Raw genomic sequence first — 13225 nt, 5'->3', positions numbered from 1 at the left:
TCAGAGCGCGGCGATCTTGTCGCGCTGCTCGACCAGCAGCCGGCGGGCGGCCTGGAAGTCGGCCAGCTTGCCGCGCTCCTTCTCCACCACCGCCTCCGGGGCCTTGGCGATGAAGCCCTGATTGCCGAGCTTCTTCTCGATGCCACCGATCAGCTTGTCCTGCTTGTCGATCTCCTTGGCCAGGCGGGCGAGCTCGGTGTCCTTGTCGATCAGGTCGGCCATCGGCACCAGCACTTCCATCTCGCCGACCAGCTGGGTGGCCGAGAGGGGCGCCTGATTCGGGTCGTCGAGCCAAGTGACGCTCTCCAGCTTGGCCAGCTTGGCGAGGAACGGGCGGTTGGCTTCCAGGCGCTGGCGGTCGGCGTCGCCACCCTTGGTCAGCAGTACTTCCAGCGGCTTGCCCGGGGCGATGTTCATCTCGGCGCGGATATTGCGCACCGCCACGATCACACCCTTGAGCCACTCGATATCGCGGGTCGCCTGCTCGTCGACCTTGCGCTCTTCCGGCTGTGGCCAGGGCTGGTTCATGATCGAATCACTACCGTCGCCAGCGGCTTTGCCGGCCAGGGGGGCCACGCGCTGCCAGATCTCTTCGGAGATGTAGGGCATCATCGGGTGGGCCAGGCGCAGGATCGCCTCGAGAACGCGCACCAGGGTGCGCCGGGTGCCGCGCTTGGCTTCTGAGGCCGCTGCGTCATCCCACAGCACCGGCTTGGAGAGCTCCAGGTACCAGTCGCAGTACTCGTTCCAGACGAAGTCGTAGAGCGCTTGCGAGGCGTGGTCGAAGCGGAACTCCTCCATCGCGCGGGTCACCTGGGCCTCGGTCTGCTGCAGCCGCGAGACGATCCAGCGATCGGCCAGCGACAGCTCGATGTCGCCCCCGTCCGCTCCGCAATCCTCGCCCTCGGCGTTCATCAGCACGTAGCGCGAGGCGTTCCACAGCTTGTTGCAGAAGTTGCGGTAGCCGTCCAGGCGGCCCATGTCGAACTTGATGTCGCGCCCGGTGGTGGCCTGGGACAGGAAGGTGAAGCGCAGCGCGTCGGTGCCGTGGGGCTCGATGCCCTCGGGGAACTCGGCGCGGGTCGCCTTGCCGATGGCCTTGGCCTTCTGCGGCTGCATCATGTTGCCGGTACGCTTCTCGAGCAGGTCATCCAGGGTGATGCCGTCGATCAAGTCGATGGGGTCGAGCACGTTGCCCTTGGACTTGGACATCTTCTGGCCCTGGCCGTCGCGCACCAGGCCGTGGACGTAGACCTGCTTGAAGGGCACCTCGCCGGTGAACTTCAGGGTCAGCATGATCATCCGCGCGACCCAGAAGAAGATGATGTCGAAACCGGTGACCAGCACGCTGGAGGGGTGGAAGGTGGCCAGCTCCGGGGTCTGCTGCGGCCAGCCCAGGGTGCCGAAGGTCCACAGCCCGGAGCTGAACCAGGTGTCGAGCACGTCGTCGTCTTGGGTCAGGGTGACGTCGTCACCCAGGCCGTGCTTGTCGCGGGCCTCGGCTTCGCTGCGGGCCACGTAGACGTTGCCCTCGGCGTCATACCAGGCCGGGATGCGGTGGCCCCACCACAGCTGGCGCGAGATGCACCAGTCCTGCAGGTCGCGCATCCAGGCGAAGTACATGTTCTCGTAGTTCTTGGGTACGAACTGGATGTCGCCATTCTCCACCGCCTTGATGGCGGGCTTGGCGAGGCTCTCCACGGCGACGAACCACTGATCCGTGAGCAGCGGCTCGATGACGTCGCCGGAGCGGTCGCCAAACGGCAGGGTGTTGTTGACCGCCTCGACCTGCTCGAGCAGCCCGGCGGCCTGCATGTCGGCGACGATCTGTTCGCGCGCCGCGAAGCGGTCGAGCCCGGCGTAGGCCTGGGGCAGGGTCGGGTCGATGTCGGGCAGCGGCCGGCCCTGGATATCGAAGGCTTCGGCCTGGGCAAGGATCGCCGCGTCCTGGGTGAAGACGTTGATCAGCGGCAGCCCCTGGCGGCGGCCCACTTCGTAGTCGTTGAAGTCGTGGGCCGGGGTGATCTTCACGCAGCCCGAGCCCTTCTCCATGTCGGCGTGTTCGTCGGCGACGATGGGGATGCGGCGGCCGACCAGCGGCAGCTCGACGTACTTGCCGACCAGCGAGGCGTAGCGCGGGTCTTCCGGGTTGACCGCCACGCCGGTGTCGCCGAGCAGGGTCTCGGGGCGGGTGGTGGCGACGACCAGATAATCGAGGCCGGCGTCGGTGGTCACGCCGTCGGCCAGCGGGTAGCGGAAGTGCCAGAACTGGCCCTGCTGGTCGCGGTTCTCCACCTCGAGGTCGGAGATCGCGGTGTGCAGGGTCGGGTCCCAGTTGACCAGCCGCTTGCCGCGGTAGATCAGGTCCTCTTCATAGAGGCGCACGAAGGTCTCCTGCACCGCCTTGTAGAAGCCGTCGTCCATGGTGAAGCGCTCGCGGCTCCAGTCGACGCTGGCGCCCATGCGGCGCAGCTGGCGGGTGATGTGCCCGCCGGATTCGTGCTTCCACTCCCAGACCTTGTCGATGAAGGCGTCGCGGCCGAGGTCGTGGCGCGTCTTGCCCTCTTCGGCGGCGACCTTGCGCTCGACCAGCATCTGGGTGGCGATGCCGGCATGGTCGGTGCCCACCTGCCACAGGGTGTTGTGGCCCTGCATACGCCGCCAGCGGATCAGGGTGTCCATGATGGTGTCCTGGAACGCATGGCCCATGTGCAGGCTGCCGGTGACGTTGGGCGGCGGGATCATGATCGCGTAGGGCTCGCCTTGGCCGGACGGCGCGAAGCGGCCGTCGGCTTCCCAGCGCTGGTACCAGCGGGATTCGATCTGCTCGGGTTGGTAGGTCTTGTCCATGGGGCGTTCCGGGTCCAGAAATGGTCGCCGCCGGGGCGTGGCGCCGGGCGGCAGGAAATCGTCTAGGCGTGCGAAAAATGGGCTCGATTATAGCGCGATGAGGCGCTTGGCGTCAGCCTGGTGGCCGAGGGGATGAGGCGACTACGCTGCGCGAGGGGCGCCGGGGACAGGTCGTAGCGGAGGTTTGCGCCATGGATGGCGCAAGGTAGCGCCCAGGGATGGGTTTACAGCGCCTCCGCGAAGACCTGTCGACGGATCAGCCCCGAGCTTCTATTACGCCAGGGTTAACGACGCCAGGATTAACCGCGGCCCTCTTGCCCAGCCAGCTGGTGCGCCTTGACCGGGTAGCCGCGGTCCTTGTAGGTCTTCCAGCAGGCGCGCTTGGCCCTCAGCACCTCCTGGTGCTGGTTGATGATCTCGGCGACCCGTTCGAAGCGCGAGAACCATTCGGGAATCTCGGGATGCAGGTTGAGCATCGCCTGGGGGTGCTCCTCGGCGGGGTCCGGCGGCCCCTGCCAGCCGATTACCACCGGCACCTGGCTGGCCATCTCGCTGCCGGCCAGGGCGTGGGGCACGTAGGCGTCGGGGCGGAAGGTCCACAGCAGCTCGTCGAGCTGACGGGCCATGGCCTCGTCCTCGGCGTGCAGGTGCAGGCGGTAGCCCTTGCGCTGGATGGTTTCGGTGAGCCGGCAGGCGAAGGCCAGCCGGGCCTCCAGCGTGGTGTCGGGTAGGACGTAGAAATCAACCTGTGTCATGCCTTCGCTCGTCGACGTTGTGGTGCATAACCTATGCGATTGAGCTGGCCCGGCGACAGGCCTACGCGAGGGCGCTGTGAACCCCTCCTTGGGCGCTACTTTTTCCTTCCATGGAAAAAGACCCTCGCTGCGACCTGTCTCCGGGCTCGCGGCCGGGTATTAGAATTTACTGGGCATTCCGGCGCCCCGCCACGTTGGTGGGGGGCGTAACCGCTGTGAGAGCTGCTATTACACCAGCCGGGTCAGCCAGCCGTGGGTGTCCTCGGCGCGGCCGTACTGCAGGTCGAGCAGGGTGCGGCGGATCTGCTTGGCCACCGGGTTGTCGCTGGGCTGGCAGCGGATCCGCTCATCCTCGCCGACCAGCTCGCCCACTGGGGTGATCACCGCGGCGGTGCCGCAGGCGAAGACTTCGGTGATCTCGCCGGAGGCAGCGCCGTCGCGCCATTCGTCGATGCTGATATGGCGCTCTTCCGGCTGCAGGCCGGCGTCGCGGGCCAGGGTCAGCACCGAGTCGCGGGTCACGCCCTCGAGGATGGTGCCGGTCAGCTTGGGGGTGACGATGCGGCCGTCCTTGAACACGAAGAACAGGTTCATGCCGCCCAGCTCTTCGATCCACTTGTTCTCGGCGGCGTCGAGGAAGGCGACCTGGCCGCAGCCGTGGGCCTCGGCTTCCTTCTGGGCGGCCAGCGAGGCGGCGTAGTTGCCGCCGCACTTGGCGAAGCCGGTGCCGCCGGCGGCGGCGCGCTTGTAGTTGGCCGACAGCCAGATCGACACCGGCTCGACGCCGCCCTTGAAGTAGGCCGCCGCCGGCGAGGCGATCACGTAGTAGTCGACCTCGTGGGAGGGGCGTACGCCGAGGAAGGTCTCGCTGGCGATCATGAACGGGCGCAGGTAGAGGCTGCACTCGTCGGCTTCGCTGGACGGTGTTGGCACCCAGCCCTGGTCGTGGGCGAGCAGCGCCTTTAGCGAGCGGATGAAGTCCTCGTCGGAGAGCTCAGGCAGTGCCAGGCGGCGTGCGCTGCGGCGGAAGCGCTCGGCGTTCTTCTCGGGGCGGAAGGTCCACACCGAGCCGTCGTCGTGGCGGTAAGCCTTGATGCCCTCGAAGATCTCCTGGCCGTAGTGCAGCACCGCGGCGGCGGGGTCGAGGGTCAGCGGACCGTAGGGGCGCACCTCGTGGCCGTGCCAGCCGGCATCGAGGGTCCAGCGGATATGCGCCATATGGTCGCTGAAATAGCGGCCGAAACCGGGATTGGCAAGGATGTCCTTGCGAATGATGTCCGCCGTGGGTTGGGCGTTGGGCAGTTGGGCAAAGCTTGCAGTGGGCACGGCAAAGGGTCTCCGCTACCCCTGGGGCGCGGCAGTGGCCTCAGGGTGATACAGGAACACCGAGTCGCGTGGGCGACTCGGTGCGTGGAAGCATGTCAGGCTTCCCATGAGAAAGTCGCCGCGCAAAAAAGGCAACCCCCCGGGAAGCTCAGCCATCATTCGGCGTCGGTTTCGACCTCGGCGTCGGCCTCGCGATCGAGGAGGTACTGGGTCAGCAGGCCCACCGGGCGGCCGCTGGCACCTTTCTGCTTGCCGGAACTCCAGGCGGTGCCGGCGATGTCGAGGTGCGCCCAGGGGAACTTGTCAGCGAAGCGTGACAGGAAGCAGGCCGCGGTGATGGTGCCCGCCGGGCGTCCGCCGATGTTGGCCAGGTCGGCAAAGTTGGAGTCGAGCTGCTCCTGGTACTCGTCCCACAGCGGCAGGTGCCAGGCGCGATCCCAAGCGGTCTCGCCGGCCTCGAGAAGGTCCAGCGCCAGGTCGTCGTCGTTGGACAGCAGGCCGGTGGCGTGGTGGCCCAGGGCGATGATGGCGGCACCGGTGAGGGTGGCGATATCCACCACGCTGGCCGGCTGGAAGCGCTCGGCGTAGGTCAGGGCGTCGCACAGTACCAGGCGACCCTCGGCGTCGGTGTTGAGCACCTCCACGGAGAGGCCCTTGAGGGTCTTGATGATGTCGCCGGGCTTGGTGGCCTTGCCGTCGGGCATGTTCTCGGCGGCGGCGACGATCGCCACCAGGTTGATCCTGGGGCGGATCGCCAGCACCGCGTTGACGGTGCCGAACACGCTGGCTGCGCCACACATGTCGAACTTCATCTCGTCCATGCTCTCGCCGGGCTTGAGCGAGATGCCGCCGGTGTCGAAGGTGATACCCTTGCCGACCAGCACATGGGGGGCATCGTCGGGATTGTCGGCGCCCTGGTACTTCATGACGATCAGCCGCGTAGGCTCGGCGCTACCGCGTCCCACCGACAGCAGCGAGCCGGCGCCCAGCGCTTCCAGCGCCTCCTCGTCGAGGATCTCGACCTCGAGTGCGCCGCCGGAGCCCTTGCCCAGCGCCTCGGCCTGCTCGGCCAGGTAGCGCGGTGTGCAGACGTTGCCCGGCAGGTTGCCCAGGGTGCGGGTGACATTGATGCCGGCACCGATGGCGGCGCCGAGGCGCGCGCCCTGCTTGGCCGCCTCGGCGTCTTGGCCATCGCCGACCAGCAGGATGACGCGCTCGAGCTTGGCCGCGGGCGCCGGGTCGGACTTGAATTCGACGAAGCGATAAATGGCGCGTTCGGCGGCTTCCAGGGTCATGCGTGCCTTCCAGGCACAGCCGTGCTCGCCGACCGGCACGTCGGTGAAGGCCGCCGCGGCGTCGCTCACCGGCAGCTTGGCCAGGGTGCCGAAGGCGGCATCCAGCGCCTTGCGGAAGGCCGCCTCGTTGCATTTTTCGCGCTCGCCCAGGCCCACCAGCAGCAGGCGTTCGCCGCTGACGCCGGGGGCAAAGGGAATCATCTGCACGTTGCCGAGCCCGGCGCTGAAGTCACCGCGCTCGATCAGCTGTCCAATCAGCCGCTCGCTGGCATCGTCGAGCTTGGCTGCAGCGGGCAGCAGGTCACCGTCCTTGAATACCGGTACCACGAGACAGGCCGTCTCGACCTTGGCCGGATTGGCCGTCTGAACAGTGAATTCCATGACGTCTCCACAAGACAAGCGAAAGGGGATTCTGGATAATGCCGGCACGACGCCTTGCCGCAGCCGAATGCCGTCCAGTGTACGCAATGCGCTGCGCCATTGCATGGGGAGCGATACCTGCCCTGCATGGAGCACCGGGAGAGTTTCTTGATCATATTTCGCTACCTGACCCGCGAGATCCTGCTGACCATGGCCGCCGTGGCTGGGGTGCTGTTGCTGGTGATCATGGGTAGTCGTTTCATTCGCTACTTTACCGATGCCGCCGAGGGCGATATTCCGGCCAGCATTCTCGGCACCCTGATGCTCTACCACCTGCCGGGCTTTCTCGAGCTGATCCTGCCGCTGGCGTTCTTCCTGGGTATCCTGCTGGCCTATGGGCAGCTCTACCTCAACAGCGAGATCACCGTGCTGGTGGCCTGTGGCACCAGTCCGCGGCGGCTGCTGACCATCAGCCTGGTGCCGGCTACCCTGGTGGCGATCCTGGTGGGGCTATGCAGCCTGTGGCTGACACCGGCAGGGGCCTTCAACAACGCCGTGACCCTCGAAGAGCAGCGCAGCCAGCTGGATTTCTCGGCGCTGGCGCCGGGACGCTTCCAGGACCTGGGCGCCGGCCGCACGGTCTACGTGGAGGGCTTCACCGACAACCAGACGCGCATGCAGAACGTCTTCATCAGCGAGCGCCAGCGGCGCACCGACGGCACCCCGGAAGACAGCGTGACCCGCGCCCAAAGCGGCTATCAGACCGTCGACGATGAGACCGGCAGCCGCTTTCTGGTGCTGGCCGACGGCGAGCGCTATAGCGTCGACCCGGGACGCTTCGAGGCCGAGCGCCTGGAGTTCGCTACCTACGCCGTACGCTTGTCGAGGAGCGATGAGGTGGTCGAGATCGACGCCCCCGAGTACGCTTCCACGCTGGCGCTGCTGGGCAGCGACGACAGCCGCGCCCATGCCCAGCTGCAGTGGCGCTTCGGGCTGCCGCTGATGGTCTTCATCCTGACCCTGATGGCAATGCCGCTATCCAAGGTCAACCCGCGGCAGGGGCGCTTCGCCAAGCTGCTGCCGGCGATCTTCCTGCATATCAGCTACCTGAGCCTGCTGCTCGCCGCCCAGGACGCCATCGGCCGCGGCGCGCTGCCGGCGGCGGTGGGCATGTGGCCGATCCACGCCGCCTACCTGGCCCTTGGTCTGGTAATGATGCAGCGGGCACAGCAAAAGGGGATGCGCTGATGATCGCCGACCGTCTCGACCGCTATATCGCCCGCAACGTGCTGGGCGCGATCATCGTCGTGCAGTTGGTGCTGCTCGGCCTCGACCTGGTGATCTCCTACATCAACGACCTCGACGACGTCGAAGGCGACTACGGCGCCTTCCAGGTGCTGCTCTACCTGATCATGCGCCTGCCGTGGCGCTTCTATCAGTATGCCCCGGTAGGCGTGCTGATCGGCGCCCTGATCGGCCTGGGCAGCATGGCATCGAGCAACGAGTTAACCGTGATGCGCGCCGCCGGGCGCTCGCTGTCGCGGATCCTGTGGGGGGTGATGAAGCCGATCATCCTGGTCGTGGTGGTCGTGCTGCTGGTGGCCGAGTATGTCAGCCCGCGCACCGAGCAGTATGCCAGTGCCTGGCGCATCGAGCAGATGCAGGGCGAGGGCGCCGTACTCACCCAGCGCGGCGGCTGGCAGCGCGAGGGCGATACGGTCTACCGTTTCGGGGCGATCCGCGGCGACAACACCGTGCTCGATCTGACCCGCTACGAGTTCGAGGACGAGACCCTGCGGGCGGCGACCACCGCCGAGCGTGCGGTGTGGAACGACGGCCACTGGGTGCTGGAGGAGGTCTCGGTGACGCGCTTCGAAGACGAGCGCACCGAGGCCGAGTCCCTCGAACGCCTCGACTGGCAGACCAGCCTCACGCCCGACCAGCTCGGGCGCCTGCTGCGGCCGGTCAACAGCCAGGCGCCCAGCGAGCTGTGGGCCTACGCGCGCTACCTGCAGGAGCAGGGGCTGCAGTCGACCCAGCCGCTGCTCTACTTCTGGCAGAAGATGCTGATGCCGCTGACCATGGCCTCGCTGGTGCTGGTGGCGGCCTCGTTCGTGTTCGGTCCACTGCGCACCGTGGCCGCCGGTACCCGGGTGTTCTACGGCGTGGTGGTCGGGTTGTGCTTCAAGTATCTGCAGGACCTGCTGGCGCCGGCCTCGACGGTATTCGGCTTCTCGCCGGTGTGGGCGGTACTCGGGCCGACGCTGATCTGCGCCAGCCTCGGTTTCTATCTATTACGACGCTCGGGCTGACACGAGGACACCATGCGACGACGCTTTACCGATCTCGACCGCGTATGGCCGGCCGGCCTCGGCCGCCGGCTGGGTGCGATGCTCTACGACAGCTTCCTGGTCATGGCGATCTGGGTGCTGCTGGCCTTCATTGCGGTGGCGCTCAATCGCGGCGAGGCCAATGAAACGCCGCTGTTTCACAGCCTGCTGTTCGTCACCACTTTCGCCTTCTTCGCTTTCTGCTGGATGCGTGCCGGCATGACGCTGGGCATGCAGGCCTGGCGGCTGCGCGTGCAGACCCCGGACGGCGCCAGCATCACCCTGGTGCAGAGCCTGATCCGCTTTCTGGTCGCCTGCCTGTCGCTGGCGCTGCTGGGCCTGGGCTACTGGTGGGTGCTGTTCGACGGCCAGCGTCGCAGCTGGCCGGATATCGTCTCCGGCACTCAAGTGGTGGTGCTGCCCAAGCCTGATAAGAGGGTCCCCTAGTCAATAGGTCGTAGTCGTACTTGCAATACTCTCTGCGAATCATTTACATTTGTTGTGTAGACGATCAGCGAGGTGATGCGCATGTACGTGTGTCTGTGCAACGGGGTAACCGACAAGGCGATTCGCGAAGCCGTAGACGGCGGCGCGCGCAGCTGGCGTGAAGTGCGCGAGTCCACCGGTTGTGCCACCCAGTGCGGCAAATGTGCTTGTGTCGGCAAGGCGCTGACCCACGAGGCCGTTGTCACCACCATGGTCGAGGCCAGCCAAGATCTTGCCTATGCCGTGTGAGGCTGGCTGGCGCCCGTCAGTCATTGCCATCCGCAACTTTTTACAAATGCGAGGGCGTCTCGCTAACCTCCTGTCCTGATTGGATTTTTTGCCTTTTCTCGGTTTATTGTCGATACTGGTGCCATGACGTCGCGGCCTGCGGCGACTCTAGCGTTTAGTGTCATGCACTTAGGAGAGGATCGATGAAAGGCGACGCCAAGGTCATCAAGCACCTGAACAAGGCCCTCGGTAACGAGCTGGTAGCCATCAACCAGTATTTTCTGCATGCCAAGATGTACAAGGACTGGGGCCTCAAGGCGCTGGCCAAGTGGGAGTACGACGAGTCCATCGAGGAGATGCAGCACGCCGATCGCCTGATCGAGCGGATCCTGTTCCTCGAAGGCGTACCCAACCTGCAGGATCTCGGCAAGCTGCACATCGGCGAGAATGTGCGCGAGATGCTCGAGGCGGACCTCAAGATCGAGCACGACGGTCGCAAGGACTACATCGAGGCCATCACCTACTGCGAACAGGTCAAGGACTATGTGACTCGCGATATCTTCCGCGAGATTCTCGCCGACGAAGAGGACCATATCGATCATATCGAGACCGAACTCGGCCTGATCGACAAGGTCGGCATCGAGAACTACATGCAGCGCCAGATGCAGATGGCCGGCGACGAGTAATACGCTAGCCGAACTGCAGCGAATCACGACACCGGCCCCAGGGCCGGTGTCTTGCGTTGAGGATGCACGCGGTGCCGGCGTTGCTGAATGTTCTATGCTGGTGCATGGGCGGGCGGCGCCTGCACTGGGGTGGCGCAGCGGCGTGCCGAGATGCCCTGGTTCAGACGCATCGACCCTTGCCGTGCCGGGGCTGCGAGCAACAGCCCGCGATGGCAAGAAACCTGCATACTCAATAATGACAATCTTGTATACCGAGGCCTCTGCCATGCATCGATCCGCGATTCGCCCTCTCTCCCTGGCCACTGCGCTGGGCGCCATCCTGCTGAGCGGCACCGCCAGCGCCGCCACCGATATTCGCTTCCAGCTCGACTGGCGCTTCGAGGGGCCGTCGGCGCCCTTCCTGATGGCGGTGGAGCGCGGCTACTTCGAAGAGGAGGGGCTCAACGTCGAGATCGACTCCGGCAGCGGCTCGGCGGGAGCCATCAACCGGGTCGCCAGCGGCGCCTACCAGATGGGCTTCGGCGATCTCAATGCGCTGGTCGAGTTCCTGGCCGAGAATCCCGACGGCCCGGGCATCCAGGGCGTCTATGTGGTCTATGACGGGTCGCCGGCGGCGGTCTTCGCCCGCAAGGACCGCGATATCGAGTCGCCCGCCGACCTGGCCGGCAAGACCCTGGCGGCACCCACCTTCGATACCGGCTATCGCGCCTGGGGCATCTTCGCCAATGCCAACGACCTCGACGCCGATGCCGTGACCTGGCAGAACGTCGACCCGGCACTGCGCGAAACGCTGCTCGAGCGCGGCGACGTCGATGCCATCACCGGTTTCTACTTCACCAGTCTGCTCAACCTCGAGGCGCGCGGCATGCAGGAGGGCGAGCTGACCATCATGCCGTTCCCCGACTACGGCGTGCCGCTCTATGGCAATGCGATCATCGCCAGCGAGCAATTCTCCGAGGAGAACCCCGAGGCGGTGGAGGGGTTTCTGCGCGCCTTCAACCGGGCGCTGGCCGAGACCCTGGCCGACCCCGAGGGTGCCATCGACTATGTGCGCAACCGCGACGGCCTGATCGACGTCGAGCTCGAGACGCGCCGCCTGAAGCTTGCCATCGAGGGCGCCATCGATACCGAGGACGCCCGCGCCCACGGCGCTGGTGCCATCGACGAGGCGCGCCTGGAAGAGTCGATTCGACTGGTTGCCGAGGCTTACGACCTGCCCGAGGTGCCTGACGCCGAGCGGGTCTTCACCTCGCGCTTCCTGCCCGCCCAGGAAGACCGCATGATCTTCGCCGACTGAGCCCAGGGTTGCCATGACCGTCACTCCCACCGAGCTGCGCGCCGCCGAGGCGGCGCGCAGCGAGCATGCCTTCGTCGACTTCGACGACGTCAGCCTCGCCTACGACGATAGCGGCAACGCCATCGAGGACATCAGCCTCTCCATCCGCGAGGGCGAGTTCGTTGCCATCGTCGGCCCCTCGGGCTGCGGCAAGTCGACCTTCATGAAGCTCTGCACCGGCCTGCACGGGCCCACCCAGGGCAGCGTGCGGGTCGCCGGCGAGCCGGTCAGCGGGCCGCTCAAGATCACCGGCATGGCGTTCCAGAACGCCAACCTGCTGCCGTGGCGCACCACCCTCGACAACGTGCTGCTGCCGCTGGAGATCGTCAAACCCTACCGCTCGCAGTTTCGCCGGCGGCGCGGGGAGTTCGTCGGCTGGGCACGCGACCTGCTGCGCACCGTGGGGCTGGAAGGCTACGAGGACCAGTACCCCTGGCAGCTCTCCGGCGGCATGCAGCAGCGCGCCTCGATCTGCCGCGCACTGATCCACCAACCCAAGCTGCTGATGCTCGACGAGCCGTTTGCCGCACTGGATGCCTTTACCCGTGAAGAGCTTTGGTGCGTGCTGCGCGACCTCTGGCAGGCGCAGCGCTTCACCGTGGTGCTGGTCACCCACGACCTGCGCGAGGCGGCCTTCCTGGCCGACACCGTGTATGTGATGAGCAAGCGCCCGGGGCGCATCGTCGAGCGGCGCGAAATCGACCTGCCGCGCCCGCGGGAGCTGGAAACCACCTATCGCGAGCCCTTCACCACCCTGGTGCACGAGCTGCGCGCGCAGATTGGCGAGATACGCGGAGGTGCGGCATGAAGGCCACGACCAAGGAGCGCCTGGCGCCGTGGCTGGCGGTAGTCGCGCTGCTGGTGATCTGGGAGGGCACGGTGCGCCTGCTGGACGTTCCGCCGTTTCTGTTTCCCGGCGCCTGGGACACCTTCCAGGCCATGATCACCTTCGCCGGACCGATCGGCATGCACTCCTGGCAGACCCTGTGGACCACCCTGGTGGGGTTCGCGCTGGGCGTGGTCGTGGGGCTGGCGCTGGGCTTCATCGTCGGCTCGTCGCGCTTCATGTACCGCGCCTGCTATCCGCTGCTGGTGGGCTTCAACGCCATCCCCAAGGTCGCCTTCGTGCCGATTCTGGTGGTGTGGTTCGGCATCGGCTCGGTACCGGCGATCCTCACTGCCTTCCTGATCTGCTTCTTCCCCATCGTGGTCAACGTGGCCACCGGCCTTGCCACCCTGGAGCCGGAGATGGAGGACGTGCTGCGGGTGCTCGGCGCCAAGCGCCTCGATGTGCTGCTCAAGGTGGGGCTGCCGCGCTCGCTGCCGTACTTCTTCGCCTCGCTCAAGGTCGCCATCACCCTGGCCTTCGTCGGCACAGTGGTCTCCGAGACCGTGGCCTCGAACCAGGGCATCGGCTACCTGATGATGAGCGCCGGCTCGCAGATGCGCATGCCGCTGGTGTTTGCCGGGCTGATCGTGATCAGCGCCATGGCCATGGTGATGTACGAGCTGTTCGCGCTACTCGAGAAGCGCATGACCCGCTGGGCGCACCGCGGCCAGGATCGCTGAGGCC

At 66.3% G+C, this 13225-nt stretch carries 12 protein-coding genes; 8 read left to right on the top strand and 4 right to left on the bottom strand.

Features of this window, described 5'->3' with window-relative positions; all coding sequences use genetic code 11:
- The 4 genes from QC821_RS07915 to QC821_RS07900 form a co-directional block, all read right to left on the bottom strand.
- Complete coding sequence (locus QC821_RS07915) at positions 1–2850, bottom strand: valine--tRNA ligase (RefSeq protein ID WP_309719360.1); 2850 nt, start codon at positions 2848–2850, stop codon at positions 1–3.
- Between the two features lie 299 nt (positions 2851–3149).
- Positions 3150–3605 (bottom strand): DNA polymerase III subunit chi, encoded by a 456-nt coding sequence (locus tag QC821_RS07910; RefSeq protein WP_076749244.1) that lies wholly within the window; start codon positions 3603–3605, stop codon positions 3150–3152.
- A gap of 228 nt (positions 3606–3833) precedes the next feature.
- Positions 3834–4931, bottom strand: a complete 1098-nt coding sequence (locus QC821_RS07905; RefSeq protein WP_309719355.1) for a branched-chain amino acid aminotransferase — start codon at positions 4929–4931, stop codon at positions 3834–3836.
- A 155-nt stretch (positions 4932–5086) separates the two neighbouring features.
- The gene (locus tag QC821_RS07900) at positions 5087–6607 is read right to left on the bottom strand and encodes a leucyl aminopeptidase (RefSeq protein WP_309719352.1); all 1521 of its coding nucleotides are present in this window, start codon (positions 6605–6607) and stop codon (positions 5087–5089) included.
- A gap of 147 nt (positions 6608–6754) precedes the next feature.
- On the opposite strand from QC821_RS07900, the gene lptF reads away from it, so the two are divergent.
- From lptF to QC821_RS07860, 8 genes are all read left to right on the top strand, one after another.
- Positions 6755–7834, top strand: coding sequence for an LPS export ABC transporter permease LptF (lptF, locus tag QC821_RS07895; RefSeq protein WP_309719349.1), 1080 nt, complete (start codon positions 6755–6757; stop codon positions 7832–7834).
- Entirely contained in the window at positions 7834–8898 is a 1065-nt protein-coding gene (gene lptG, locus QC821_RS07890; protein ID WP_309719346.1) for an LPS export ABC transporter permease LptG, read from the top strand. Before lptF ends, lptG begins: the two co-directional genes overlap by 1 nt.
- A 12-nt stretch (positions 8899–8910) precedes the next feature.
- Positions 8911–9363, top strand: coding sequence for an RDD family protein (locus QC821_RS07885; protein ID WP_309719343.1), 453 nt, complete (start codon positions 8911–8913; stop codon positions 9361–9363).
- 81 nt (positions 9364–9444) lie between these two features.
- Complete coding sequence (locus QC821_RS07880; protein WP_309719340.1) at positions 9445–9651, top strand: (2Fe-2S)-binding protein; 207 nt, start codon at positions 9445–9447, stop codon at positions 9649–9651.
- Between the two features lie 182 nt (positions 9652–9833).
- Positions 9834–10316: a bacterioferritin gene (gene bfr / locus QC821_RS07875; RefSeq protein ID WP_095622309.1), complete on the top strand. Its 483-nt coding sequence runs from the start codon at positions 9834–9836 to the stop codon at positions 10314–10316.
- A gap of 265 nt (positions 10317–10581) precedes the next feature.
- Positions 10582–11613: an ABC transporter substrate-binding protein gene (locus QC821_RS07870; protein ID WP_309719335.1), complete on the top strand. Its 1032-nt coding sequence runs from the start codon at positions 10582–10584 to the stop codon at positions 11611–11613.
- 13 nt (positions 11614–11626) lie between these two features.
- A complete protein-coding gene (locus QC821_RS07865) occupies positions 11627–12460 on the top strand; it encodes an ABC transporter ATP-binding protein (RefSeq protein WP_309719330.1) in 834 nt (277 codons plus the stop codon).
- Entirely contained in the window at positions 12457–13221 is a 765-nt protein-coding gene (locus tag QC821_RS07860; RefSeq protein WP_309719327.1) for an ABC transporter permease, read from the top strand. The genes QC821_RS07865 and QC821_RS07860 overlap by 4 nt, the downstream gene beginning before the upstream one ends.
- Positions 13222–13225 lie beyond the last annotated feature (4 nt).

This window comes from Franzmannia qiaohouensis (assembly GCF_031451695.1).
GTDB classification, from domain to species: domain Bacteria; phylum Pseudomonadota; class Gammaproteobacteria; order Pseudomonadales; family Halomonadaceae; genus Franzmannia; species Franzmannia qiaohouensis.
The sequence above is the reverse complement of the archived record's forward strand: the minus strand, read 5'-3'. Positions and strand labels throughout refer to the sequence as shown.